This is a genomic window from Microbacterium sp. BDGP8, from assembly GCF_029991045.1.
In the GTDB taxonomy this organism is placed as follows: Bacteria; Actinomycetota; Actinomycetes; order Actinomycetales; family Microbacteriaceae; genus Microbacterium; species Microbacterium plantarum.
Genome location: NZ_CP120712.1, coordinates 485,645 through 510,451, shown reverse-complemented (window position 1 = coordinate 510,451; position 24,807 = coordinate 485,645). Strand labels below are relative to the sequence as shown.

24 protein-coding genes and 1 riboswitch are annotated in these 24,807 nt (G+C 70.4%); of the genes, 10 read left to right on the top strand and 14 right to left on the bottom strand.

The window, feature by feature from the left end:
• Positions 1–5 precede the first annotated feature (5 nt).
• The 3 genes from P6897_RS02445 to rlmN are packed head-to-tail and all read right to left on the bottom strand — an operon-like array spanning position 6 to position 2,843.
• Positions 6–488 carry an NUDIX domain-containing protein gene (locus P6897_RS02445; protein ID WP_282501986.1) on the bottom strand — a complete coding sequence of 161 codons (483 nt, stop codon included), beginning with the start codon at positions 486–488 and terminating at the stop codon, positions 6–8.
• 2 nt (positions 489–490) lie between these two features.
• Entirely contained in the window at positions 491–1,504 is a 1,014-nt protein-coding gene (locus P6897_RS02440) for an aldo/keto reductase family protein (protein ID WP_274178275.1), read from the bottom strand.
• Between the two features lie 55 nt (positions 1,505–1,559).
• Positions 1,560–2,843 (bottom strand): 23S rRNA (adenine(2503)-C(2))-methyltransferase RlmN, encoded by a 1,284-nt coding sequence (gene rlmN / locus P6897_RS02435; protein ID WP_112616219.1) that lies wholly within the window; start codon positions 2,841–2,843, stop codon positions 1,560–1,562.
• Between the two features lie 95 nt (positions 2,844–2,938).
• Between rlmN and P6897_RS02430 the strand changes: the two genes are divergently transcribed.
• The 6 genes from P6897_RS02430 (at position 2,939) to P6897_RS02405 (ending at position 9,774) form a co-directional block, all read left to right on the top strand.
• A complete protein-coding gene (locus tag P6897_RS02430; RefSeq protein WP_274178274.1) occupies positions 2,939–3,850 on the top strand; it encodes a PRD domain-containing protein in 912 nt (303 codons plus the stop codon).
• A 187-nt stretch (positions 3,851–4,037) separates the two neighbouring features.
• The gene (locus P6897_RS02425) at positions 4,038–5,897 is read left to right on the top strand and encodes a beta-glucoside-specific PTS transporter subunit IIABC (protein ID WP_274178273.1); all 1,860 of its coding nucleotides are present in this window, start codon (positions 4,038–4,040) and stop codon (positions 5,895–5,897) included.
• A gap of 129 nt (positions 5,898–6,026) precedes the next feature.
• A complete protein-coding gene (locus tag P6897_RS02420) occupies positions 6,027–7,442 on the top strand; it encodes a glycoside hydrolase family 1 protein (RefSeq protein WP_274178272.1) in 1,416 nt (471 codons plus the stop codon).
• Between the two features lie 84 nt (positions 7,443–7,526).
• A complete protein-coding gene (locus P6897_RS02415) occupies positions 7,527–8,402 on the top strand; it encodes a Cof-type HAD-IIB family hydrolase (protein WP_274178271.1) in 876 nt (291 codons plus the stop codon).
• Between the two features lie 23 nt (positions 8,403–8,425).
• On the top strand, positions 8,426–9,295 hold the full coding sequence (locus P6897_RS02410; protein ID WP_274178270.1) for a Cof-type HAD-IIB family hydrolase: 870 nt from the start codon (positions 8,426–8,428) through the stop codon (positions 9,293–9,295).
• Positions 9,295–9,774 (top strand): GNAT family N-acetyltransferase, encoded by a 480-nt coding sequence (locus tag P6897_RS02405; protein ID WP_274178269.1) that lies wholly within the window; start codon positions 9,295–9,297, stop codon positions 9,772–9,774. Before P6897_RS02410 ends, P6897_RS02405 begins: the two co-directional genes overlap by 1 nt.
• A gap of 10 nt (positions 9,775–9,784) precedes the next feature.
• Here the strand turns inward: P6897_RS02405 and P6897_RS02400 are convergent, their stop codons facing one another.
• Genes P6897_RS02400 through P6897_RS02390 form a run of 3 tightly spaced genes read right to left on the bottom strand, consistent with a single transcriptional unit; the run spans position 9,785 to position 12,203 of the window.
• Entirely contained in the window at positions 9,785–10,627 is an 843-nt protein-coding gene (locus tag P6897_RS02400; protein WP_269267089.1) for an NAD(P)-dependent oxidoreductase, read from the bottom strand.
• Positions 10,624–11,445, bottom strand: coding sequence for an enoyl-CoA hydratase/isomerase family protein (locus P6897_RS02395; RefSeq protein WP_274178268.1), 822 nt, complete (start codon positions 11,443–11,445; stop codon positions 10,624–10,626). The genes P6897_RS02400 and P6897_RS02395 overlap by 4 nt, the downstream gene beginning before the upstream one ends.
• A complete protein-coding gene (locus P6897_RS02390) occupies positions 11,442–12,203 on the bottom strand; it encodes an SDR family NAD(P)-dependent oxidoreductase (RefSeq protein ID WP_274178267.1) in 762 nt (253 codons plus the stop codon). Before P6897_RS02390 ends, P6897_RS02395 begins: the two co-directional genes overlap by 4 nt.
• Before the next feature lie 108 nt (positions 12,204–12,311).
• Between P6897_RS02390 and P6897_RS02385 the strand changes: the two genes are divergently transcribed.
• Entirely contained in the window at positions 12,312–13,049 is a 738-nt protein-coding gene (locus P6897_RS02385) for an aminoglycoside 3'-phosphotransferase (RefSeq protein WP_274178266.1), read from the top strand.
• Positions 13,034–13,543 (top strand): GNAT family N-acetyltransferase, encoded by a 510-nt coding sequence (locus tag P6897_RS02380; RefSeq protein ID WP_240309802.1) that lies wholly within the window; start codon positions 13,034–13,036, stop codon positions 13,541–13,543. Before P6897_RS02385 ends, P6897_RS02380 begins: the two co-directional genes overlap by 16 nt.
• A gap of 2 nt (positions 13,544–13,545) precedes the next feature.
• Here the strand turns inward: P6897_RS02380 and glpK are convergent, their stop codons facing one another.
• From glpK to P6897_RS02365, 3 genes are all read right to left on the bottom strand, one after another.
• Positions 13,546–15,060, bottom strand: a complete 1,515-nt coding sequence (glpK, locus tag P6897_RS02375; protein WP_112616195.1) for a glycerol kinase GlpK — start codon at positions 15,058–15,060, stop codon at positions 13,546–13,548.
• Between the two features lie 48 nt (positions 15,061–15,108).
• Complete coding sequence (locus P6897_RS02370) at positions 15,109–15,861, bottom strand: MIP/aquaporin family protein (RefSeq protein WP_274178264.1); 753 nt, start codon at positions 15,859–15,861, stop codon at positions 15,109–15,111.
• Between the two features lie 101 nt (positions 15,862–15,962).
• Positions 15,963–17,681, bottom strand: a complete 1,719-nt coding sequence (locus tag P6897_RS02365; RefSeq protein WP_274178263.1) for a glycerol-3-phosphate dehydrogenase/oxidase — start codon at positions 17,679–17,681, stop codon at positions 15,963–15,965.
• Positions 17,682–17,803: 122 nt separating this feature from the next.
• Here P6897_RS02365 and P6897_RS02360 point away from each other — a divergent pair, with 122 nt between their 5' ends.
• Positions 17,804–18,784 carry a sugar-binding domain-containing protein gene (locus tag P6897_RS02360; protein ID WP_112616956.1) on the top strand — a complete coding sequence of 327 codons (981 nt, stop codon included), beginning with the start codon at positions 17,804–17,806 and terminating at the stop codon, positions 18,782–18,784.
• A gap of 22 nt (positions 18,785–18,806) precedes the next feature.
• On the opposite strand, the gene P6897_RS02355 is transcribed toward P6897_RS02360, so the two are convergent.
• The 3 genes from P6897_RS02355 to P6897_RS02345 form a co-directional block, all read right to left on the bottom strand.
• Positions 18,807–19,598: an energy-coupling factor transporter transmembrane component T gene (locus P6897_RS02355; RefSeq protein WP_114589073.1), complete on the bottom strand. Its 792-nt coding sequence runs from the start codon at positions 19,596–19,598 to the stop codon at positions 18,807–18,809.
• Positions 19,595–21,121, bottom strand: coding sequence for an ATP-binding cassette domain-containing protein (locus tag P6897_RS02350; protein WP_282501981.1), 1,527 nt, complete (start codon positions 21,119–21,121; stop codon positions 19,595–19,597). Before P6897_RS02350 ends, P6897_RS02355 begins: the two co-directional genes overlap by 4 nt.
• Positions 21,122–21,123: 2 nt before the next feature.
• Complete coding sequence (locus P6897_RS02345; protein WP_112616187.1) at positions 21,124–21,759, bottom strand: ECF transporter S component; 636 nt, start codon at positions 21,757–21,759, stop codon at positions 21,124–21,126.
• A riboswitch (TPP riboswitch) is annotated at positions 21,752–21,861 on the bottom strand. It overlaps the preceding gene by 8 nt.
• A gap of 37 nt (positions 21,862–21,898) precedes the next feature.
• On the opposite strand from P6897_RS02345, the gene P6897_RS02340 reads away from it, so the two are divergent.
• Positions 21,899–23,251 carry a D-alanyl-D-alanine carboxypeptidase gene (locus P6897_RS02340; protein WP_282501980.1) on the top strand — a complete coding sequence of 451 codons (1,353 nt, stop codon included), beginning with the start codon at positions 21,899–21,901 and terminating at the stop codon, positions 23,249–23,251.
• On the opposite strand, the gene P6897_RS02335 is transcribed toward P6897_RS02340, so the two are convergent.
• Positions 23,214–23,885: a class I SAM-dependent methyltransferase gene (locus P6897_RS02335; RefSeq protein ID WP_282501979.1), complete on the bottom strand. Its 672-nt coding sequence runs from the start codon at positions 23,883–23,885 to the stop codon at positions 23,214–23,216. The two genes, P6897_RS02340 and P6897_RS02335, sit on opposite strands and share 38 nt — an antisense overlap.
• Positions 23,882–24,805: a DnaJ domain-containing protein gene (locus P6897_RS02330; RefSeq protein WP_282501978.1), complete on the bottom strand. Its 924-nt coding sequence runs from the start codon at positions 24,803–24,805 to the stop codon at positions 23,882–23,884. Before P6897_RS02330 ends, P6897_RS02335 begins: the two co-directional genes overlap by 4 nt.
• Positions 24,806–24,807 lie beyond the last annotated feature (2 nt).

Genomic DNA, 24,807 nt, shown 5'->3' with positions numbered 1-24,807 from the left:
CTCGACTACCTCCCGCTCGCTTGAACGAGTTCATCGAGCCGGTCGAGGGCCGGTCGCTGACCCTTGACGAGCAGCTCGCGAGCGCGCCCCACCTCGACCCACTCGACCCGGTCGACCTCGGGGAACGACGCCGTGCGCCCCGACCGCGGCGGCCACTCCATCTCGAACTCGCCGAATGCCGCGTTCGAGGCATCGAACCCGCTGCCGTCGACGACGAACACCGTGATGCGCTTGCCCGACGAGTACGAGAAGGTGCCGAGCTCGGCGTACTCGCCGTCGGGCGGCTCGAGCCCGAGCTCTTCGCGGAACTCGCGCCGCGCGGCATCCAGGGCCGCCTCGTCGTCGGGGTCGTACTCGCCCTTGACGATCGACCACGCCCCGGCGTCCTTGGCCGCCCAGAACGGTCCGCCCATGTGGGCGACGAGCGCCGACACCGTGCCGTCCGCAGCGATGCGGTAGGGCAGGATGCCGGCGCTCGTTACCGCCACGATCAGGCCGGGCGGGTCTTCGGCGAGACCGTGTCGGTCTCGGCCGGGTCGGTCACCGCGACCCCGCCGAGGGCATCGTTGATCGCGTCGTACGCCGACTGCTCGAGCTTCACACCCGAGGCCTTCACGGTGTCCTCGAGCTGCTCGGGACGCGAGGCGCCGACGAGCGCCGCAGCGATGTTCTCGTTGTGCAGCACCCACGCGAGCGAGAGCTGCGCGACGGTGAGGCCCGCCTCATCGGCGATCGGCTTCAGCTTCTGAACGGCCGTGAGCACCTCGTCGTTCAAGAAGCGCTTGATGAAGTTCGCGCCGCTCTTCTCGTCGGTCGCGCGCGATCCCTCGGGTACGGGCTGGCCCGGCTGGTACTTGCCCGTCAGCACGCCCTGCGCGAGCGGCGACCAGACGATCTGCGAGATGCCGAGCTCCTGCGAGGCGGGAATGACCTTGCCCTCGATGACGCGCCACAGCGCCGAGTACTGCGGCTGGTTCGACACGAGCTGGAACCCGAGCTTCGTCGCGAGGGCGTGCCCCTCGCGCAACTGCTCGGCGGTCCACTCGCTGACGCCGATGTAGAGCGCCTTGCCCTGGCGGACGATGTCGGCGAAAGCCTGCATCGTCTCTTCCAGCGGCGTCTCGTAGTCGTAGCGGTGCGCCTGGTAGAGGTCGACGTAGTCGACACCGAGACGGCGGAGCGACCCGTTGATGCTGTCGAAGATGTGCTTGCGCGAGAGGCCCTGGTCGTTCGGCCCCTTGCGGCCGGTCGGCCAATACACCTTCGTGAAGATCTCGAGCGTCTCGCGCGGCTGACCCTTCAGCGCCTCGCCGAGCACGACCTCCGCGGCCGTGTTGGCGTACGCGTCTGCGGTGTCGAACGAGGTGATGCCGAGGTCCAGCGCCTTGTGGACGGTCGCGATGGCCGCGTCGTTCTCCACCTGCGACGCATGCGTCACCCAGTTGCCGTACGTGATCTCCGAGACCTTGAATCCACTGTTGCCGAGGTAGCGATACTCAACCATGGGAAAACGCTACCTCGCGGTGGGCCCCGGCGGGCCGGAGTTGCGTCTTATGACCTCAACCCGCGGGAACCGTGTCGGCCGCGCGCTGGTCGTCCTCGGTCGCGACGAGCTGACCGCACGCCCCGTCGATCTCCTTGCCGCGCGTGTCGCGAAGGGTCGTCGGGATGCCGGCCTCGTTCAGCCGTCGCACGAACTCGTCCTGCACCTCGGGCTCGGACGAGGTCCAGATGGAGCCGGGCGTCGGATTGAGCGGGATGGGGTTGACGTGCACCCAGCCGCGTCCGCGGGCGTTCAGCTTCTCGGCGAGGAGGTCCGCGCGCCACGCGTGGTCGTTCATGTCCTTGATGAGGGCGTACTCGATCGACACCCGCCGGCCCGTCTCGTCGAAGTAGGCCTTCGCCGCGTCGAGCGCCTCGTCGACCTTCCACCGCGAGTTGACGGGGATGAGCTCGTCACGCAGCTGGTCGTCGGGGGCGTGCAGCGAGAGTGCGAAGGTGACGGGAATGTCCTCCTTCGTCAGCTTCTGGATCGCCGGCACGAGACCGACCGTGGAGACGGTGATGCCCCGCGCGCTCATGCCGATGCCGTGATCCTTGTCGACCATCGTGCGCACCGCCTGCATGACGCGGGCGTAGTTCGCCAGCGGCTCGCCCATGCCCATGAAGACGATGTTCGTGACGCGCTCGCCCTCGTGCCCGACCTTGCGCGGGTCGCCGAGGCCGCCGTCGGCGATGAGACGGTTCGCCCGGACGACCTGCTCGATGATCTCGGCGGCCGACATGTTGCGGGTCAGGCCCGCCTGGCCGGTCGCGCAGAACGGGCAGTTCATGCCGCATCCGGCCTGGCTCGACACGCACAGCGTGATGCGGCCCGTGTAGCGCATCAGCACCGACTCGACGAGGGCGCCGTCGTGGAGCTTCCACAGGAACTTGATCGTGTCGCCGCGGTCGGTCTCGAGCCGGCGCACCTCGGTCAGGAGCGGCGGGAGCAGACCCGCGACGAGCTCGTCGCGCCCCGCGGCGGGCAGGTCGGTCATCTCCGCGGCATCCGAGGTGAAGTGGCGGAAGTAGTGCTTCTCGAGCTGCTTGGCCCGAAAGCCGGGCATGCCGAGCTCCTTGACCTTCTCGACGCGCTGCTCGGGCGTGAGGTCGGCGAGGTGGACGGGCGGCTTGCCGCGCTTCGGGCTCGCGAACTGCAGCAGCGGACGACCGGACTCGTCCTTCTGCTGCGACCAGCCCTCGGTCGCCGGGCGCACCTGACGCGGCTTGGTGGAGCGCACGGGCGACGAGGTCTCGCGCACGGACGACGCGGTCTCGCGCACGGGATCTGAATCGGTCATATGATCCAGGGTACCGGCGCCGCCTGCGCGAAGGCTGGCCGCCGGCGTTCGCCGCGCCCGGCGGCCCCCGCCCTGCTCCGCCCTAGACTGCAGCCATGAACCTCGACGACGTCGCTCCGCCCCCGCGGGGCACCGTCGTGCACAAGGTGCTGAACAACAACGTCGTCATCACTCTCGACGAGCATGGCCGCGAACGCGTGCTCATGGGACGCGGGCTCGGGTTCCAGCTGAAGCCGTCCGACACCCTCGACCCCGACAAGGTCGAGAAGACCTTCATCCTCGATGCGGGGGATGCCGGCGACCGCGAACGCCAGCTCCTCACCGACGTGCCCTACCCGGTGGTGGAAGCCGTCACTCGCGCCGTCGACGAGGCCGAGCGCCGTCTCGGCCACCACCTCGACCGGTTCTTCACGATGGCCGTCATCGATCACATCCAGTTCGTGCTCGAGCGGCTCGACAACGGCATCCAGATCCCCGCGACCAACATGCCCGAACTGCGCGTGCTGCATCCCCACGAGTTCTCCGCGGCGCAGCGCATGGCCACCGCGATCTCCGAGTCCCTCGATCGCGAGCTGCCCGCCGAGGAGGCGGTGTTCCTCACGATGCACCTGCTCAACGCGACCCGCGACGAGCCCAACGGCACGGCGGCGCTCCTCTTCCGCCGCCTGCAGCACGTCGTCATGACGGTCGAGAACGGCCTCGGCGTCAAGCTCGACACCGACAGCCCCGATTACGCCCGATTCATCCTGCACATCCAGTTCCTGCTGCAGCGCCTCGTCTCGAAGACGATGCTGCGCAGCGCCGACACCTCGTTCTTCGAGTTCGCCAAGCACAGCTACCCGCGCTCGTACGCGATCGCGGAGGAGGTGAAGGCCTACGTCCGTGCGGCGACGGAGTCGGAGCTGACCGACGAGGAGCTCCTGTACGTCATCGTGCACGTCGAGCGCCTCGCGACGCAGGTCGGTGCGAACGAAGCTGGCCAGAACCCCGGTCCCGTGCTACCGTGACCCTCGCAGGGCGTCGCTGCCCTGCGGAAGTCTCCGGATTGTTACCGCGGCAGCGGGCAAAACCTGAACTCACATCGTCTTGATCGGCGGTGAACGAGTTCAGGTTTTTTTGTTGCCCGGAAACAGGGATGCGGCGGCTTCCTCCACCCGAGTGCCGCGATGCTGCGGCAGAAAGCGAGCAGTCCCGATGGATTACTCGAAGACCGCGGCCGGCGTCCTGGCGGGCGTCGGCGGCGAGGAGAACGTCACCTCCCTCGTCCACTGCGCGACGCGTCTGCGTTTCGTGCTGAAGGATGAGTCCAAGGCGAACACCGCCGCCGTCAAGGCCGTGCCCGGTGTCGTCACCGTCGCCCAGGCCGGCGGCCAGTACCAGGTCGTCATCGGCAACGACGTCCCCGACGTGTTCGCCGAGATCGGCAAGATCTCGAAGTTCGGCGCCGGCTCCGACGCCGCGGCATCCGAGGGCCCGAAGGGCAACCTCTTCAACCGCTTCATCTCGATGATCTCGGCGATCTTCACGCCGCTGCTGTGGGCCCTCGCGGGCACCGGTCTGCTGAAGGCCTTCCTCGCAGCCGCGGTCACCTTCGGCTGGATCGGCACCGACAACTCGACCTACGCGGTGCTGAACGCCCTGTCGGACGGTCTCATCAACTTCCTGCCGATGGCGCTCGCGTTCACCGCGGCGCGCTACTTCAAGGCCAACGAGTTCACCGCGTTCGCGATCGCGGCCGCGCTGCTCTACCCGACCATCACCCCGCTCGTCGGGGTCGAGGGGCTGACGTTCTTCGGCATCCCCTTCACGATGGTCACCTACGTCTCGAGCGTCATCCCGATCATCGTGATCGTGTGGCTGCAGAGCCACGCCGAGAAGTTCCTCTACGCGAAGCTCCCGGGCGCGGTACGGCGCTTCGTCACCCCGATGATCGTCGTGCTCATCGCCGTCCCGATCGTCTTCGTCGTCATCGGCCCGATCTCCGCGATCCTCAGCGGCGCGCTCGGCAACGGCATCGGCTGGGTCTTCGAGAACGCCCCGTGGGCCGGCGGCGCCATCATGGGCGGCTTCTGGCAGGTCTTCGTCATCTTCGGTCTGCACTGGGGCCTCGTGCCGCTGTTCACGCTGGAGTACCAGACCACCGGTCAGATCCTGCTCATCGGCCCCGTGTTCGCAGCCGTCCTCGCGCAGGCTGCCGCCGTCGCCGGTGTCTGGGTGCGCGCCCGCAACAAGAACCTCAAGTCGCTCGCGGCTCCCGCGACGCTGTCGGGCTTCCTCGCCGGCATCACCGAGCCCGCCATCTACGGCATCAACCTGCCGCTCAAGCGCCCCTTCGCCTTCGGCATCGTCGGCGGTGTGGTCGGCGGCGCGATCATCGCGATGGGCGGCGTCTTCTCGACCGCCTTCGTCGTCCCCTCCGGACTGGCGCTTCCGGCCCTGTTCGGCAACGGGAACATGGTCATGCTCATCATCGGCCTCGCTGCCGCGATCGCCATCCCGTTCCTGCTGACCGCGATCGTCGGCTTCAAGGAGCCCGAAGAGGATGCCGCACCGGCGGCCACCCCGGCGGCATCCGGCAACGACGTCGTCGTTCTCAGCCCGGTCGACGGCACGGTCGTGCCGCTCAGCGAGACCCCCGACGCGGCCTTCGCCGAGGGCAGCCTCGGTGACGGCGTCGCGATCAAGCCGCGTTCCGGCGCCGTCTACGCCCCGTTCGACGCGACCGTCGCAGCTGCGTTCCCGACCGGACACGCGATCGGCCTGCGCCACGCCGACGGCGCCGAGGTGCTCATCCACATCGGCATCGACACGGTCAAGCTCGCCGGCGCTCACTTCGACGTCAAGGTCACCACCGGCCAGGAGGTCAAGGCCGGCGATCTGCTCGTCGAGTTCGACGGCGACGCGATCGAGCGGGCGGGCTACGACCTGACGACGCCCGTCATCGTCACCAACGGCGAGCTGTACCCCGCTCTGACCGACCAGGCGTCCGGCCCGATCGCGCACGGCGAGCCGCTGTTCACGGCGGTCTCGGTCGAGTCCGCGCTCGCGAGCTGACCGACGCACCCGAACGGAGGGGGCGGGCAACCCGAACCCCGCCCCCTCCCCCACCCGTCCCGCCATCCGCGGGACCAGCGATACACAGTCCCGTCACCATCGGGACAAGCGATACGAAACGAGAGAGTCATGAGCACCATCACCTTCCCCGACGGATTCCTCTGGGGCGGCGCGACCGCCGCGAACCAGCTCGAGGGCGCCTACGACGAAGGCGGCAAGGGCCTCTCGGTGCAGGACGTCATGCCCCGCGGCATCGTCGGCGCCCGCACCGACGCACCGACCCCCGACAACCTCAAGCTCGTCGGCATCGACTTCTACCACCGCTACGCCGAAGACATCGCCCTGTTCGCCAAGATGGGCTTCAAGACCTTCCGCTTCTCCATCGCGTGGAGCCGCATCTTCCCGAAGGGCGACGAGACCGAGCCGAACGAAGAGGGCCTCGCCTTCTACGACCGCGTGCTCGACGAGCTCGAGAAGCACGGCATCGAGCCGCTCGTCACGATCTCGCACTACGAGACGCCGCTCCACCTCGCCGAGACCTACGACGGATGGACCGACCGCCGGCTCATCGGCTTCTACGAGAACTACGCGCGCACCCTCTTCGAGCGCTACGGCGCACGGGTGAAGTACTGGCTGACCTTCAACGAGATCAACTCGCTCCTGCACGCCCCCTTCATGTCGGGGGGCATCAACACCCCGAAGGACGAGCTGACGGAGCAGCAGCTGTACCAGGCGATGCACCACGAGCTCGTGGCATCCGCCCGCGCGACGCGCATCGCGCGCGAGGTCGCCCCGAACGCGCAGATCGGCTGCATGGTGCTGTCGATGCCCGTGTACCCGCTCTCGCCCTCTCCCGCCGACGCACTCGAGGTCATGTCGTTCGATCACTCGAACCTCGTCTACGGCGACGTGCACACCCGCGGCGCCTACCCCGGGTACTTCCTGCGCACGCTCGCCGAGAAGGGCATCGAGCTCGACATCACCGACGAGGACCGCGACGACCTCACCAACACGGTCGACTTCGTGTCGTTCAGCTACTACATGTCGGTCGCCGCGACCGCCGACCCGGCGAAGAAGGTCACCGGCGAGGGCAACATCATGGGCGGCGTGCCGAACCCGACCCTCGAGGCGAGCGAGTGGGGCTGGCAGATCGATCCCGTCGGCCTGCGACTGGTGCTCAACCAGTTCTGGGATCGCTGGCAGAAGCCGCTGTTCATCGTCGAGAACGGCCTGGGCGCGAAGGACCAGCTCGTCGAGGTCGACGGCGTCAAGACGGTCGTCGACGACTACCGCATCGCCTACCTCAACGACCACCTCGTGCAGGTCGGCGAGGCGATCGCCGACGGCGTCGAGGTGCTCGGCTACACCTCGTGGGGCTGCATCGACCTCGTCAGCGCCTCGACCGCTCAGCTGAGCAAGCGGTACGGCTTCATCTACGTCGACCGCAACGACGACGGCTCGGGCACGCTCGAGCGCTTCGAGAAGAAGTCGTTCGGCTGGTACGCCGAAGTCATCCGCACCAACGGCGCCTCGCTGACCCGCTGAGACGCTGACCCGACCGGGCGCGGTCGCGGGGCCCTCCTTCTGGCCCGCGGCCGCGCCCTTCTCCGCATCCGAGAGGGGATCCGCATGACCTCGTCCGACTTCCGCCGCCGCGCCGTCTTCCTCGACGTCGACGGCACGCTTTTGCAGGACGGCACCCACCTGCCCGAATCCGCCGTCGCCGCCGTCCGCCGTGCCCGCGAGAACGGTCACCTCGTGCTGCTGAGCACCGGACGCGGCATGGCCGAGCTCCGCGGCCGCATCCTCGACATCGGCTTCGACGGTGCCGTCACCAACGGCGGCGCGTTCGCCGGGGTCGGCGACGAGCTGATCGTCTCGCGACTCATGACCGCCGCCGAGGTCGCGCGCCTCAGCGCCGCGTTCGAGGCCCGCGGCATCCACTGGTACTACCAGTCGTTCGACCGCATGTTCGCGAGCCCGGGACTGCCGGCTCTGCTCGCGGACCGTCTCGAGCGCGACCGCGCCCGCCACATCGAGGACGCGCGGGCCGCCGGGGCCGACCCGGAGGAGCTCGAGTTCTTCAGCGTCGGGATGAAGACCTTCGACGACGAGGTCCACTTCTCGGATGCCGAGGTCGCCAAGGCCGTCATCCTCGGGCACGACGCGGACGCGGTCGCCGACCTGCTCGCGGAGCTCGCCCCCGACTTCGCCGTCGTCTCGGGCACGATCCCCCTGCCCGAGGGCAGCTCGGGCGAAGTGGCGCCGCGCGGCGTGAACAAGGGCGCCGCGATCCTCGAGGTGCTCGCCCACCTGGGCGTCGACCCCGCCGACGCGATCGGCATCGGCGACAACTGGAACGACGCCGAGATGTTCGAGGTCTGCGGCACCGCGATCGCGATGGGCAACGCCGCGCCCGAGGTGCAGGCCCTCGCCGACGAGGTCACGACCGCGATCGACGACGACGGCATCCACAACGCCTTCGTCCGCCACGGCCTGCTGTGAGCCACCCGCATTACGCTGGAGGGGTGACGTCGGATTCTCGCATCATCTTCCTCGACGTCGACGGCACCATCCTCGCGCACGGCGAGACGATCGCCCCCTCGACGATCGCAGCGGTTCGCGCCGCCCGCGAACGCGGGCATCTCGTCTACCTGTGCACGGGACGCGCCGCCGGCGACATCAACCCCCGCGTGCTCGACATCGGCTTCGACGGCGCCATCTCCAACGGCGGGGCCCTCGCGGTCTCCGGCGACGAGACGGTGCTCGCCGAGCTGATGCCCCGCGCCGCCGTCGAGCGGGTCATGGCCTACTTCGACGAGCAGGGCACGAGGTACTTCATCCAGTCGCACGACGGGGTGTACGCGAGCGAGGGCGTGCGGTCCTTCATCGCCGAGTTCATCAGCGAACGCCGACGCCGCCACGCCGAGGACCTCTCGACCGTCGCCCTCGCCGAAGACGTCGTGGCCGCGCCGCGCTTCGCTCCCGTCGAAGAGGCCGATCTCGACCACATCGCGAAGGCGGTGTTCGTCAGTTCCGATCCCGACGCCGTCGAGAAGACCCAGCGCGCGCTCGGCGACGAGTTCCACGTCATCCCGGGCAGCATGCCCCTGCCCACCGGGGCGAACGGCGAGGTCGGGATGCGCGGCACGAACAAGGGAACCGGCATCCAGGCGATGCTGACGCACCTCGGCCGTGACGCCGCCGACGCCGTCGGAATCGGCGACAGCTGGAACGACGTCGAGATGTTCGAGGTCTGCGGCACCGCCATCGCGATGGCCGAGGCCGACCCCCAGCTGCAGCGCATCGCCGGCGAGGTCACCACCGGTGTCCTCGACGACGGCATCTGGAACGCCTTCGTCCGCCACGGCATCATCGACCCCGAGACGGCCGTCTGATGTCCCGCGAGGCCGGCGACCGCGACATCCGCCCCATCGACCCCGCTGACGCGGGCGAGGTGCTGACCCTGCAGCGCGCGGCATTCGTGTCCGAGGCCCTCATCTACGACGCCGCCGACATGCCGCCCCTCACGCAGACCCTCGATGAGCTCCGTGCGGAGCTGCAGGAGAACCTCGGCTGCGTCGCCGTCGACGACGGTCGCATCGTCGGAGCGGCGCGCGCCCGCCTCGACGGCGAGCTGCTGCTGATCGGCCGCATCGCGATCGCCCCCGACCAGCAGGGGTCCGGACTCGGCACGGCACTGCTCGCCGCTGTCGAGGCCCGCGGACGGGCGGCCGGAGCGCACGAGGCCGAGCTGTTCACCGGCTCGCTCAGCGAGGCCAACCTGCGCCTCTACGAACGCGAAGGCTACAGCGAGTCCGAGCGCGTGCCGCAGGGCGACGGCACCTTCCAGATCTTCCTGCGCAAGCCTCTCTGATCCCGACCCGTCAGTCGAGGAAGACGTCGGGGAACAGCTCGGCGTCGGGCGTTCCCGGGACGGCGGCGTAGCTCGAGAAGTCGGTCACGCCGGCGGCTTCGAGCACATCCTCGACGATGAGGGTCTGCCCCGTGTACTCGCGCGAGGGCTGGACGAGCACGTGGTAGGCGGCATCCGCGTAGATCTCCGGAGTGCGGCTCGCGGCCATCATGCGGTCGCCGCCGAGGGAGTACTTCACCGCCGCCGTCGCGATCGTCGTCCGCGGCCACAGGGTGTTGGCGGCGATGCCGTCGCCGGCGAACTCCGCGGCGACGCCGAGGGTCGCCATCGTCATGCCGTACTTCGCGAGGGTGTAGCCGGTGTGCGCGCCGAGCCACTTCGGCGAGAGGTTGAGCGGGGGCGACAGCGAGAGGATGTGCGGGTTCTCGGCCTCTCGCAGGATCGGGATGGCGGCCCGCGAGAGCAGGAACGTGCCGCGCACGTTGACCCCCTGCATGAGGTCGAAACGCTTCGTGGCGAGCTCCAGCGTGCCCGAGAGATCGATCGCCGATGCGTTGTTGACGACGATATCGATCCCGCCGAACTCGCCCTGCGTCTTCAGCACCGCCTCGGTGATCGAGTCCTCGTCGCGGACGTCGCCGACGATCGGCAGGGCCTGGCCGCCGGCCGCGACGATCTCGGCGGCGGCAGTGTGGACGGTGCCCTCGAGCTTCGGATGCGGCTGGTCGGTCTTGGCGAGCAAGGCTATGTTCGCACCGTCGCGCGCAGCGCGCAGCGCGATGGCCAGACCGATGCCGCGGCTCCCGCCCGACATCAGCAGCGTCTTGCCCGCCAGGGGCTTCGGGTCGGTCATGACTTCTCCTCGGGTCGGGTCCGGCGGGCGGATGCTGCGGCGAACGCGTCGATGCGGACACGCGCCTCGTCGCTGTCGAAACGCGCGCCGATCGTCCGCGCCTCGTCGTCGAGGTTCTGCGCGAAGGTGCGCCCGGCGCCCTCGCGCACGAGGCGCTTGGCCTGACCGAACGCGGTCGTCGCGCCGTGCAGCCACGATTCGGCGAGCGCCTGCGCGCGGGCGGCCGGGTCGTCGATGACCTCGGCGATCAGGCCCCAGTCGCGTGCGGTCGCGGCGTCGAGCGCCGTGTCGTCGAGCAGCAGCTGCAGCGCCCGGCGCTGGCCGATGGCGGCCGGCAGCAGAGTCGACACACCGAGATCGGGAGTGAGCCCGATGTTGGCATACTTGCTGACGAAGACCGCCGACGGCGACGCGACGATGTAGTCGGCGACCAGCATGATCCCGAGCCCTCCCCCAGCGACCGCGCCCTGGACCGCCGCGACGATCGGCACCGCCGCCTCGGTCAGCGAGGTGATGCCGTCGTGGATGACGCGGGCCGTCTCGGTGACCGCGGTGCCGCCCATGCCCGACGTAGACATCGACACGACGTCGCCGCCCGCGCAGAAGGCACGGCCCGCAGCATCCAGGATCACGGCCCCGATCGACGCGTCGGCCGCGACCTCGGCGGCGACCTCGCGCCAACGGGCGGCCATCTCGGCGTCGACCGCGTTGAGGGATGCCGGACGGTTCAGGGTGATGCGCGCGAGCGCGCCCTCGCGCCGCAGCAGAACGGTGTCGGATGCAGTGTCGGGTGCGATGTCGGATGCAGTGTCGGTCATCGTGGTGCCATTCTGATCGCGCCGTCGAGACGGATCGTCTCGCCGTTGAGGTAGTCGTTGTCGACGATGTGGGCGGCGAGCGCGGCGAACTCCTCCGGCGCCCCCAGCCGCTGCGGATACGGCACCTGCTCACCGAGCGAGCGCTGCGCAGCATCCGGCAGCCCCGCCATCATCGGCGTCTGCATGATCCCGGGGGCGATGGTGCAGACGCGGATGCCGTAGCGCGCGAGCTCGCGCGCGATCGGCAGGGTCATCGCGTGCACTCCCCCCTTCGATGCGGCGTAGGCGGGCTGGCCGATCTGGCCGTCGAAGGCGGCGACGGAGGCGGTGTTGACGATCACGCCGCGGGCTCCCGAGTCGGTCGGCTCGGTCCGCGCGATCGCCGCCGACGCCTGAGCGACGACGTTGTAGGTGCCGACGAGGTTGATGCGTATGATCCGCTCGAAGTCCGGGAGCGGCGTGGGCGCGCCCTCGCGGTCGAGCACCTTGGCGGGCGGTGCGATTCCGGCGCAATTGACGACGATCCGCAGCGGCGCGGCACGGCCGGCTGTCTCGACGGCATCGGTGACCTCGTCCGGGTCGGTGACGTCGGCGGGGGCGAACCGCCCGCCGAGCTCGGCGGCGACCTCCCGGCCGGGCGACCCCGGCAGGTCGACGATCGTGACGTGCGCACCGTCGGCGGCGAGGCGCCGCGCCGTGGCCGCGCCCAGTCCGCTGGCGCCGCCCGTGATGAGGGCGGAGACTCCCGCGATCTGCATGTGTTCTCCTTCGAACTCGCCCCTCCACCCTAGAACGCCCGCGGCCGGCTTCCCGCCGGTCGTCGCGCGTGCCGTCGACAGGCTGAGCTGCAGGGGCAGGATGGGGCTGTGACCCTGCTGCCGCCGGATGCGCCGATCCCGCCCGACATCGCCGCACGGCTGCGCCGACTCACCCGCGGCGCGAGCTCGACGCCGCTGTGGCGCAACGCGATCGGTGGCCTCACGTTCCGCACCGACGACGGCCGCGTCGTCAAGATCGGCCCGCGGAATCTCGAGACCTCGATGCACGACGAGTCGGGGCGCCTGCGATGGGCCGCACAATTCACACCGGTGCCCGAGGTCATCGAGACCGGTGAGGACGGCGACATCGAATGGCTCGTGACCCGCGCGCTGCCCGGCCGGTCGGCGGTCGATCCTCGCTGGGTCGCGGATCCCGCCACCGCCGTGCGCGCCGTCGGCGAGGGGCTCCGCGCCCTCCACGACGCCCTGCCCGTCGCCGGCTGCCCGTTCGACTGGGGCGTCGAGCACCGGCTGCGCACCGCAGCGGCCCGCGGCATCGCCGTTCCGACATCCCTCCACGAGGCGCCCGAGCCCGATCTCCTCGTCGTCTGCCACGGCGACGCCTGCTGCCCGAACACCCTCATCGACGACGGCGGACGGTGGCTCGCGCACGTCGACCTCGGCGCGCTCGGCGTCGCCGACCGCTGGGCCGACATCGCCATCGCCTCGATGAGCACCGAGTGGAACTACGGTCCCGGCTGGGAAGACACGCTCATCGCGGCCTACGGTGTCGACCCCGACCCCGAGCGACTGGCCTACTATCGGTCGCTGTGGAACGAGACCTGACCTGGCGGATCGTCGACGTCGCCTACGACGATGCCCGCGCCCGCGACCTGCGCCGCCAGCTCGACGACGACCTCGGCGCGCGTTACGACGGCTTCCACGGCGACGAGCCGGACGAGCGACGCCGCGCCCGCGCCCGTGCACTCGCGACGCACCCCGACGAGATCGTCGCGACGCTGATCGCCCTCGCCGCCGAAGCCGGCGCCGACGAGGCCCCCGCGGGGCACGTCATCCTGCGCCGGCTCGGCGACGAGTGGGAGATCAAGCGCCTCATCGTGGCACCGGGCTTCCGAGGGCTCGGCATCGCCCGCGGACTCATGTCGGCCGCGCTCGAGGCCGCCCGCGCGGACGGCGCGGAGCGCGTGATCCTGCAGACCGGACTCCAGCAGCCCGAGTCCATGGCGCTCTACGCGTCGATGGGCTTCAGCCGCATCCCCGTCTACGAGCCCTATGTCGAGACGATGCCGCGCTCGGTCTGCTTCGCCCTCTCCCTCTGACCTCAGCGGACGTCGTCGTCGACCCAGTCCATCGACTTCGTCACGGCCTTCTTCCACAGCCGCAGCTGGCGCTCGCGCTCCTCGACGTCGTCGTTCGGCGTCCAGCGCTTGTCTTCCTGCCAGTTGGCCCGCAGCTCGTCGAGGTCGCTCCAGAAGCCGACCGCGAGGCCGGCTGCGTAGGCGGCACCGAGCGCCGTCGTCTCGGCGACGACCGGCCGCACGACGGGAACGCCCAGGATGTCGGCCTGGAACTGCATCAGCGTGTCGTTGGCGATCATGCCGCCGTCGACCTTCAGCTCGGCCAGGTCGACCCCGGAGTCGGCGTTGACGGCATCCAGCACCTCGCGGGTCTGGAAGGCCGTGGCCTCGAGCGCTGCGCGGGAGAGGTGGCCGCGGTTGGCGTAGCGCGTGAGCCCGACGATCGCGCCGCGGGCATCCGGCCGCCAGTACGGTGCGTACAGACCCGAGAAGGCGGGGACGAAGTACACGCCGCCGTTGTCTTCGACCGACAGCGCGAGCTGCTCGACCTCGGGAGCGGTCGAGATGATCCCGAGCTGGTCGCGCAGCCACTGGATGAGCGACCCGGTGACGGCGATCGAGCCCTCGAGCGCGTAGTGGGTCGGCCCGTCGCCCAGCTTGTAGCCGACCGTCGTGAGCAGACCGTTCTCGGACTTCACGATCTCGGTGCCGGTCTGGAAGATCAGGAAGTTGCCGGTGCCGTAAGTGTTCTTGCTCTCACCGGCGTCGAAAGCCGCCTGGCCGAAGGTCGCGGCCTGCTGGTCGCCGAGGATGCCGGCCACCGGCGTCTCGCGCAGCAGAGACGTGTCGCGCGCCTCGCCGTAGACCTCGCTGGACGAGCGGATCTCGGGCATCATCGAGCGCGGCACACCGAAGTCAGCGAGGATGTCGTCCCGCCATTCGAGGGTCTCGAGGTCCATGAAGAGCGTGCGCGACGCGTTCGTGACGTCGGTGGCGTGGATGCCGCCCGTCGGGCCTCCGGTGAGATTCCACAGCACCCACGTGTCAGTCGTGCCGAAGATGAGATCGCCGGCCTCCGCCTTCTCGCGTGCACCCTCGACGTTCTCGAGGATCCAGACGATCTTCGTGCCCGAGAAGTACGTCGCCAGCGGCAGTCCGACGATGTCCTTGTACCGCTCGACGCCCTCGTCGCCCGCCAGACGGTTGACGATCGACTGCGTGCGGGTGTCCTGCCACACGATGGCGTTGTAGACGGGGATGCCGGTGTTCTTGTCCCAGACGACGGCGGTCTCGCGCTGATTGGTGATGCCGATCGCGGCGATGTCGTGACGGGTCAGGTTCGCCCGGCCGAGCGCGATGCCGATGACCTCGCGCATGTTGTCGCGGATCTCGATCGGGTCGTGCTCGACCCAGCCGGCCCGGGGCATGATCTGCTCATGCTCCTTCTGCCCGACGGAGATGATCGACCCCTTCTTGTCGAAGATGATGGCGCGGCTCGAGGTCGTGCCCTGGTCGAGGGCGATGATGTAGTCGGTCATGATGTGACGTCCTTGTCTGTCAGCGTTGTCGGTTCGGGGGTGGACGGATCAGGCGAAGCCGAGCAGGGCGCCGGCAGCGAGTGCCGCGAGCGTACCTCCGATGAGGGGTCCCACGACGGGAACCCACGCGTACGACCAGTCGCTCGAGCCCTTGCCCTTGATGGGGAGCACGGCGTGAGCGATGCGGGGTCCGAGGTCGCGGGCCGGGTTGATCGCGTAGCCCGTCGGTCCGCCGAGCGAGGCGCCGATGCCGACCACGAGGAGGGCGACCGGGACGGCGGTCAGGGGTCCGAGCGAGCCCGGGGTGCCGATCTCGATGTCGCCGTAGTCGGCGAAGCCGAAGATCACGAACACGAGCACGAAGGTCGCGATGATCTCGGTCACGAGGTTCCAGCCGTAGGCGCGGATGCCGGGGCCGGTCGAGAACACCCCGAGCTTGTTGGCCGGGTCGGGCTCGGCGTCGAAGTGGTCGTGGTAGGCCAGCCAGCAGAGCACGGCGCCGAGGAAGGCGCCGACGAACTGGGCGGCGATCGCGACGAGGAACTGGACGAACTCGATCTTCCCGCCCACCAGGAGCCCGATCGACACGGCGGGGTTCAGCTGCGCGCCGGAGTACGACGACACGAGCACACCGGCGAAGACCGCGAGGCCCCAGCCCCAGTTGATCATCAGCGTCCCGCCGCCGAGACCCTTCGACTTGGCGAGGATGACGTTGGCGACCACGCCACCGCCGAGCAGGAGCAGCATCGCTGTTCCCACGAGCTCTGACACGAAGTAGAGCCCGAGATTGATGTCGTGCATGTCAGCGTCGACCTTTCTGCAGAATCATCGCGGGCGACGTCGCCGCGCGAGAGGGTGACCCGAGGGTGATCCGGCGTCGGGCCTCGCCGGGTCTGCGAGCGTCAGGCGTCGAGCGGCGCCAGGTGCGAGGTCCGCACGTCGATGCGGTGCGCCTCCTCGAGGGCCTGCGCCGCCTCCTCGACCTGGGCGCGCACGGCGTCATCGTCCCAGTCCAGCGCCGACGCAGCCGCCTCGGCGACCTCGGAGAGCGTCTCCATCGAGACGCCGCCGACGAACGCGATCGACGTGCGACGCAGCAGCAGGTCCATCAGCGACACGACCTCCTCGCGCTCCGCGAGGAAGGCGATCTCCTCGACCGAGTAGCCGGGCGCGTGCGCGAGCTCCTGCTGAGCGACAGGGAGGGCAGCGAGCACCTCCTGGGCGTAGGTGCCGTAGCGCTCCAGCATCCGATCGGCGAACTCCGCCGAGTGCGCACCGCGATGGGCGTCGATCCAGCGACGGCGCTGCGCGACGCTGCGGGGGTACCCGGCACCGCCGCCGATCGCGAGGTCGGTGGTGGCGACCCGGCGCGGACGCCGCATCAGACCGAGCACGTCGGTGGCGAGGTGCTCGGCGAGCGCCCGGAACGTCGTCCACTTGCCGCCGACGAGGCTCAGGACGGGCACATCGCCCAGACGGTCCTTCTCGATGCGGTAGTCGCGCGAGACGAAGCCCGGGGCGAGGTCGTCGTGCCGCGGGAGGGGACGGATGCCGGAGAAGGTGTAGACGATCTGCGATCGATCGACCGAGATGTCGGGGAAGACCTGCCCGATCAGATCGAAGAAGTAGTCGATCTCGTCGTCGGTGCAGACCGTCGCGCTCGCGGGGTCGGCGTCGATGTCGGTCGTGCCGACCATGACCCGGCCCTTGAGCGGGTAGATGAGGACGATGCGGCCGTCCGCGGCCTCGAAGAAGATCTCGTTGCCGCCCGTGGCCTCCAGCAGCGACGTGTTGTCGAGGACGATGTGCGAGCCCTTCGTGCCACCCATGAAGCGCGTCGGGGTGCCGAGTGCGGTGTTGGTCAGGTCGGTCCAGGGTCCGCTCGTGTTCACGATGACGTCCGCCGAGAAGGGGAACTCCTCGCCGGCGACGGCGTCGCGGATGATGACCGACGATCCGTCGGCACCGACCACCGGGGCGTAGTTCGCGGCCCGAGCGGAGTCCTCGCGCGCTCCGTCGCGCAACACGTCCAGCGCGAGGCGCTCGGGGTCGTGCATCGAGGCGTCGTAATACGTTGCGGTGTACCGGAAACGCTCGTCGAGTTCGGGGAACTGCGTCCGCGAGCTGCGGCGGCCGCGGAACCGGTGACGAGGCACCGATCCGCCGTCGCGCGAGAAGGTGTCGTACATGATCAGACCGACCTTGATCAGCAGAGCGCCGCGCTCGCGGGGCTTGCCGCGGCCGTGCGTCACGAGCAGCCGGAACGGGGCCGCGAGGATGCCCGAGAAGGTGCGGTGGATCGGGATCGTCGTCGGCAGCGGCTTGACGAAGTGGGGGGCGTTGCGCACGAGGCGGTTGCGCTCGGTCACCGACTCTTTCACGAGGCGGAACTCGCCGTTCTCGAGGTAGCGCACGCCGCCGTGGATCATGTGGCTCGATGCCGACGAGGCGCCGCTGACGTAGTCGCCGCGCTCGACGAGGGCGACGTCGACGCCCTGGAGCGCGAGATCGCGGAACGTCGCGATGCCGTTGATACCGCCGCCGATCACGAGGACCTCGGCATGGGGGCGCTCACGCAGGGCTCGGATGTTCGCTCGGGTGGTCGGCGTCGACTCGGTCATACATGCATCCTTTTCCACGGCTGTCCCGATCTACACTGGGGTCCACCGCACGGATGCGCAACGGTCGTGCACAGATGTGCACCGGCGCCGCGGCTATGCACGAACGTGCAGAACGGACGACGATGAGCGCGGATGCCGAAGCCGAAGCCCGGACGCGCGACGCATTGCGCGCCGCGCAGCTCTACTACGTGCAGGACCGGACCATGGATCAGATCGCGGCCGAGATGAGCCTGTCGCGGTCATCGGTGTCGCGTCTGCTCTCGCACGCCCGCGACATCGGTCTCGTGGAGATCACGGTTCACTCCCCGCACGAGGCGAACTCGGTGGTGGCACGGCGGCTCTCCGAGCGCTTCGGCATCTCGGTGCACGTCGTGAGCACACCGCCGCGCACGAATGACGCCGAACGGCTCGAGCGCACCGCACGGACGGCGGCCCACGTCCTGTCGTCGACGCTCGATCCCGACGCCAGCATAGGCATCGCCTGGGGAGCCACGGTGTCGGCGATCGCCCGCCACCTGCCGACGAAACGGCTGCACGACTCGCAGATCGTGCAGATGAACGGTGCGGCGAACGAGTCGACGTCGGGCATCTCGTACTCCGGCGCGATCCTCGAGCGGTTCGGGCAGGCGTTCGGCACCGACGTCCAGCAGTTCCCCGTGCCGGCGCTGTTCGACGACCCGCTGACCAAACAGCTGCTGTGGCGCGAGCGGTCGATCCGGCGCGTCCTCGACGCGCAGTCGCGCGTGCAGGTGTTCGTCTTCGGGCTCGGCTCCCCGCACGCCGACGTCCCGTCCCATGTGTACGCGGGCGGCTACCTCACCGGCGAGGACCTGCGCTCGCTTCTCCGCGACGGCGTCGTCGGCGACTGCGCGACGGTGTTCTACCGCATCGACGGCTCGGCGACCGGCATCGAGCTCAACGCCCGCTCGAGCGGACCCTCGCTCGAAGCGATCCGGCGCATCCCCCGCCGCCTGTGCGCGGTCTCCAGCCTGACCAAGCTCGACGCGCTGCGCGGGGCTCTCGCCGCCGGGCTGATCACCGAGCTCGTCGTCGAGGAGGCGCTCGCCCGGCGCCTGGCGGAGACGACGGTCGGGAGCCTCTGAGCCCCGATCTCGTGTCCTGATCTCAGGACGGGCCGAAGATCGGGTGAAAGGCTCCCACCGCGACCGACACGGCCACTGCCGTGACCGAGATCGCGAGCCCGCCCGCCATGACCGCGACATCGGATGCCGCGAGCCGCGACTCCCGCGCCCACGTGCGGCGCACCGGCGCACCGAAGGCCCGAGCCTCCATCGCGGTCGCGAGCGCCGAGCCCCGTCGAATGGCCAGCACGAGAAGCGCGAAGGCCATCCCCAGCGTGCGCCGCAGCCGGCCGGCGTCGGCCACGCCACGGGCCCGCCGCGCGAGGGCGAGCGCGCGCCAATCCTCCGCGAGCAGACCGAGCATCCGCATCCCGGCGAGTCCCCCGATGACGAAACGGGCCGGAAGGCGCAGGATCTGCGCCAGCCCGTCGGCGAGGTCGGTCGGGTCCACCGTGATGAACAGCACGACGGCCGGCAGCCCGATCGCGAGGACGCGGAGCGCAGCCGCCAGCCCCAGCGCGAGCGAACCCTCGCTGACGTGGACGAATGCCCAGGAGAAGACCTCGGCGCCGCTTCGCTCGCCGTAGAGCGAGATCGTCACCGCGGCCGCCGGCGCGGCGATCCACAGCGGCAGTGTCCGCATCCAGAACCGGCGCCACCCGACGCCCGACGCGAGCAGGAGCGGCAGCTCGAGGAGCAGGGCCACGCCGGCCGAGACCGGGTCGATCGTGATGACCAGCGGAAGTGCAATGAGGAGCGCCGCCAGCAGCTTCGCCACGGGGTTGAGCGTCGCGACGCCGCGCGGCGCAGCTTCGAGATGCACGGGAGCGCTCACGCCCGCACCCCCGCCGGCGCGAGCGCGAACCGGCGCGCCGCGAGCGCGTCGAGCACGGCATCGTCGTGGGTGATCGTGACGACGCCGAGCGGGCCGCGGTCGTCGACACCGTCGCGCAGGGAAGCGATGATCGCGACCAGCTCCGACCAGGTGCGCGCATCCTGGCCGAAAGTCGGCTCGTCGAGGACCACGACCCGGGGACGCGCCGCCAGCATCGCCGCGACAGTGAGGCGACGCTTCTCGCCGCCCGACAGTGTGTACGGGTTGGCCCCGGCGAGCGGGGCGAGCCGAAGCCGCTCGAGCAGTTCGTCGACGCGAGCAGTGATCTCCGTCTCCTCGAGACCCAGAGCGCGGGGCCCGACCTCGAGCTCGTCGCGCACCGATGCGCGCAGGATCTGGTGCTCGGGCTCCTGCAGGACCGTCCCGATCCGCGTCAGCAACGCCGTCGACGTCCACGCCGCGGGGTCGGCGGGGGCCGCGGCGACACGTCGCCGCGGCCGGCGGACGAGCGCAGCCCCGGCAGCGAGTCCGTCCGCCGCGCGCACGGCGCCGCCCTGCGCCCGGAGCAGTCCCGCAAGAGTGAGCCCGAGAGTCGACTTGCCGACGCCGTTCGGCCCGACGACACCGAGCACCTCGCCCGCGCGCACGTCGAGGTCGAGTGGCCCGGCGGCCGTCGAGCCGGCGGCACGTCCGACGACGAGATCCGCGGCCGACAGCAGCACATCGCCGGGCGCAGTGGCGGGCCGCGGCGGGAAGGAGGGGCGGATGCCGGGCACCCACACGCCCGCCGCAGCGAGCTCCTCGCCCCGTTCGGTCAGCACCATTCGAGGATCGCCGTCAGCGATGACCTCGCCGCCGGGCGCCAGCACGATGACCCGATCGACGACGGGAAGCCACGCCTCGATCCGGTGCTCGATCACGACGAGCGTGGCCCCGGTCGCATCGAGCGCGCGGGCGACGGCATCCCGGACGTCGACGACGCCCGCAGGATCGAGGTTCGCGGTCGGCTCGTCGAGCAGCACCGCACCCGGCTGCATCGCGACGATGCCCGCGAGGGCGAGGCGCTGCTTCTGCCCGCCCGACAACGCCGCGGTCGAACGATCCAGCGGGACGTCGAGTCCGACCGCATCCAACGCAGCCCGTACCCGGCGCCAGATCTCGTCGCGGGGCACGCCCAGGTTCTCGCAGCCGAACGCGACGTCGTCGCCCACCCGCGCGAGGATCGTCTGGCTGTCGGGGTCTTGCAGAACGAGCCCTGCTCGGCCACGGGCCTCCGCGGCCGGCTGCCCGTCCACGAGCAGCGTCCCCTCCTGCTCGCCTTCGCCGGCTCCGCCGAGGACCCCTGCGAGGCCTTGCAGCAGCGTCGATTTGCCCGACCCCGAAGCGCCGAGCAGCAGCACGCGCTCGCCGGCATCGATGCGGAACGTCGTCTCTCGTGCAGCCCACGCGCGTCGCGTCGCGTAGCGCCACCCCCACCCGCGGGCCTCGAGGGTCGCGGGCCGCGGAGCCCCGGCGTCGCCCACCGTCAGACGCGGGCGGTGGCTTCGCGCCCGGCCGCGAACCGGCCGAGGGCTCCCGTCCGCGCCAGCGCGCGCGTGATGAGCCATCCGCCGAGACCGGCGATGACGGCGCCCGAGATCGTCGTCGAGGCGATGTAGACCGACGTGAAGAGAGTGTCGGCACCGGGGTACCAGAGGATGCGGTCGTTGATGCCGCCGGCGAGACCCGCCCCCGCACCCGCGAGGAGCGCGACCGGAAGACGCCACGATGCGTAGAGGAACACCAGGAAGATCAGTTCCGCGCCCAATCCCTGGACGAGACCGGAGACGATCGTGAGGGGGCCCCACTGGTTGCCGACCAGCGCCGAGATCACAGCCGCGAGCAGCTCGGTGTAGAGCGCGGCGCCCGGCTTGCGGATGATGAGGCCGCCGAGAACGCCGGCGATGAGCCAGGGCCCGGCGAGCAGGCCCTGCAGTCCAGGAAGCAACGGCGTGAGCGCGGCGGACGGGCCCTGATAGGCGACGTTCCACAGCAGGAACACCGCGGCGCAGGCGACGCCGATGACGCTGGCGATGACGATGTCGACGACGCGCCAGCGGAAACGGCCGGGCGTGCGGCCAGTACGACGATCGGACTCGGTGGTGGACGCAGCAGCGTGCATTCTCTCTCCTCCCTGCGCCGGCATGATCCGGATCAGGTTCGACGGTCGAAGCGTGGATCGCTTCCTCTCAGCCCGGCTCACCGGACTCCCGTGGTTGTCGCTGAAGTATAACGTCGCGCGGGCGATGTACGTTGGGCGGGTGAGTTCTCCCGACGCGCGCGTCGCCCTCGCGTGGGTCGACGAGGACGCCGTCGCGCGCGGCGGCAGGCGAAACGAAGCGGCTGCCTCAGCAGGCCCGTACACGGTCGCGCACGCCGACCTGCTCACCGAGCCGCCGCGACGCTCCGCGGCGCCGGCCGCCCTGTCGACGCTGGGAATCGCCGCCCTCACCGTGGGCGGCTACGCGGCGGCGACGCTTCTCTGGCCGCTCGACGCCGTCGCGCCCGACATCCTCCCCGCCGCCGTAACCGCCCCCGCCGCAGCCGTCGCACAGCCGGCGTGGCCCCTCGAAGGCGCCGGCGCGACCGGCGTCGAGGGCTTCGCGAACGTCTCGACCTCGTCGAGCGAGCCCGAGTCCATCGCGAGCATCACCAAGCTCGTCACGGCCCTCGTCGTCCTCGACCGGATGCCGCTCGCCGACGGCGAGCAGGGTCCGGAATTCGCTTTCACCTCCGCCGACCGCCGGGAATACCGCGCCTACCTCGCCGACGACCAGTCGGCTCTCGACGTCCCCGTCGACGGCGTACTGACGCAGTATCAGCTGCTGCAGGGCGTGCTGATCGGATCGGCGAACAACTACGCCGACCGTCTCGTGTTCGACCTCTGGCCCGATGAAGACGCCTACGTCGAGGCGGCGAACGCCTGGCTGCAGGCCCATGATCTCGGCGGCGTCACCGTCGTCGATTCGAGCGGGATCGATCCGGAGAACACGGCGGCACCGGCATCCGTCATCGCCCTCGCCGAGACCGCGATGACGAACCCGGTCATCGCCGGTATCGTGGCGCAGCGCTCCGTCGAGCTGCCCGGCGCCGGTTTCGTCGAGAACACCAATGCTCTGCTGGCCGACCCCGCGGTCGTCGGCGTCAAGACGGGCAGCCTGTTCGGGTCGTACAACCTCGTCGCCGCGAAAGACACCGCCATCGACGGGGTGAACGTCCGCGTGTACGCGACCGCTCTCGATCAGCCCGACGACGAGACCCGCCACTCGGCGACGGCCGAGCTGCTCGATCGCACGATCACCGAGATCGGCGCCTCACCGGCCCTGCCCGCGGGAACCGTCGCGGGCACCGCGACCACCGCGTGGGGTGCGACAGCCGAGATCGTCACCGACGCCGACGTCCGGGTCGCGCTCTGGAACACGCAGTCGTCTCAGGCTGCGGCGAACGTCGAGCTCGGCGATTCCCGCGACGCCGGCGACGAGGCGGGCGAGCTGACGCTCACCGGCCCGCTCGGCTCGGCGACCACGACCCTGCGCCTGACCGCGGACATCCCCGACCCGGACATCTGGTGGCGCCTCAGCCACCCGCTGCAGCTGTGGGGTCTCGCGGACTGACCTCGCGACGCGCGAGCACGAACCCCTGCGCATGGCGCTCTCCGTCTCGCGCGGGACGCTCGAACTGCTCGAGCACCTCGAATCCGAGAGCCGCGAACGTCGCCGCGACGTCGCGCGGTTCGTGCAGGACGGCGTCCAGGGAGACATCGTGACCGTAGGCGCGCTCGATCCGGCGGGTTCCGCTCCCGCTCTGGAACCCGAGGAGGACGAGGCCGCCCGGCATCGAGACGCGGGCGAACTCGGCGGCGATCACCGCGAGCTCGTCCGGCGTCGCGTGGATCACGGAGTACCAGGCGAGCAGGCCGGCCGCGGACCGCTCAGGCAGCGGCAGCTCGCCGAGGTCACCTACGGCGAGGTCGGCGAACGGACAGCCCGCGCGCGCCTGTTCGATCATCCGCGGCGAGAGGTCGATGCCGGCCGTGCGCAGATCCGGGCGGCGGTCGTGCATGAGGCGAAGCATCCGACCGGCACCGCACCCGGCGTCGACCACCCGGGCGCCGCTCGGGAGCAGGTCGAGGAACCGATCGATCAGGGCGACATCATCCGGGGCCTCGAACGACGCATCAGGCAGGAGGGCCGCGTAGTCGGCCGCGACGGTGTCGTACGCCGCGCGCGTCGCACCTCGCGAGATCATACGAAGCGGACGGTCTGCTGCAGGCGGGTGCGGACGTCGAAGAGCTCGTTCCCGCCGATCTCACGCGCACCGGCGACCCCGCGACGGAGCACCGTGGCCAGCGCCGAACGTCCCACCACCGCGACCCCGAGACCGCGCACACGGCCGAGTTCCTCGATGGCCTGCACCACATCGTCGTCGGGGAGCACCACGATCGCGCCGCTGAACTTCACCCGCGCGGCGCGGCTGAGTGCTCGCGCTCGATGCACGAGCGTCGCGATCGGCGAGTCGACGCCCTCGCCGATCAGCTCGCCGCGCCGAGTGCGCACCGGAGCGCCGAAGTCCTCCGACAGCACGGCGTAGAGCCCGGAGGGCCCGAGCACCACGTGGTCGAGCTTCACGTCGGGATCGCGGGGGTCGGCCGCCACGTCATGCCAGACGGTGTACCCCATTCCGAGGTCCGCGACCACGCGAGCTGTCGCCTCCTCAGCGAGGGCGTCGGCCAGCAGCCGCCGGATCTCGTGGGGCGCGGTCCGGACGAGCGCGGGGTCGTACGGGTCGTCGACCGCTGCGCCACGTCCGACCCACTCCCGGATGAGGGTCAGGTAGCGCTCACGGCGCCAGCCGCCGGGCTGCCCGAACGACCGCGCCCGCGGGCGGGTGTCGGTCGGGCGCTGCGGCGGCCGCCACGTCGGGGCGTCGGGAGAGAAGGTCGGGGCGTCCGCGAAACCGTGTCCGCGGTCGTAGGCGGCGCGGGCGGCGGACGTGCCGACCAGGTCCCAGGCACGCTGCACCTGCACGAACTTCACGGCGTCGCCCCCGGTGTCGGGATGCGTCTGCCGCAACCGGAGTCGGTAGGCGCGGCGAAGCTCCTCGTCGTCGACGTCGGGCGCGACCCCGAGCACGTCGTACGCCGAGGCGGACAGCGGACTGTCGAACACGA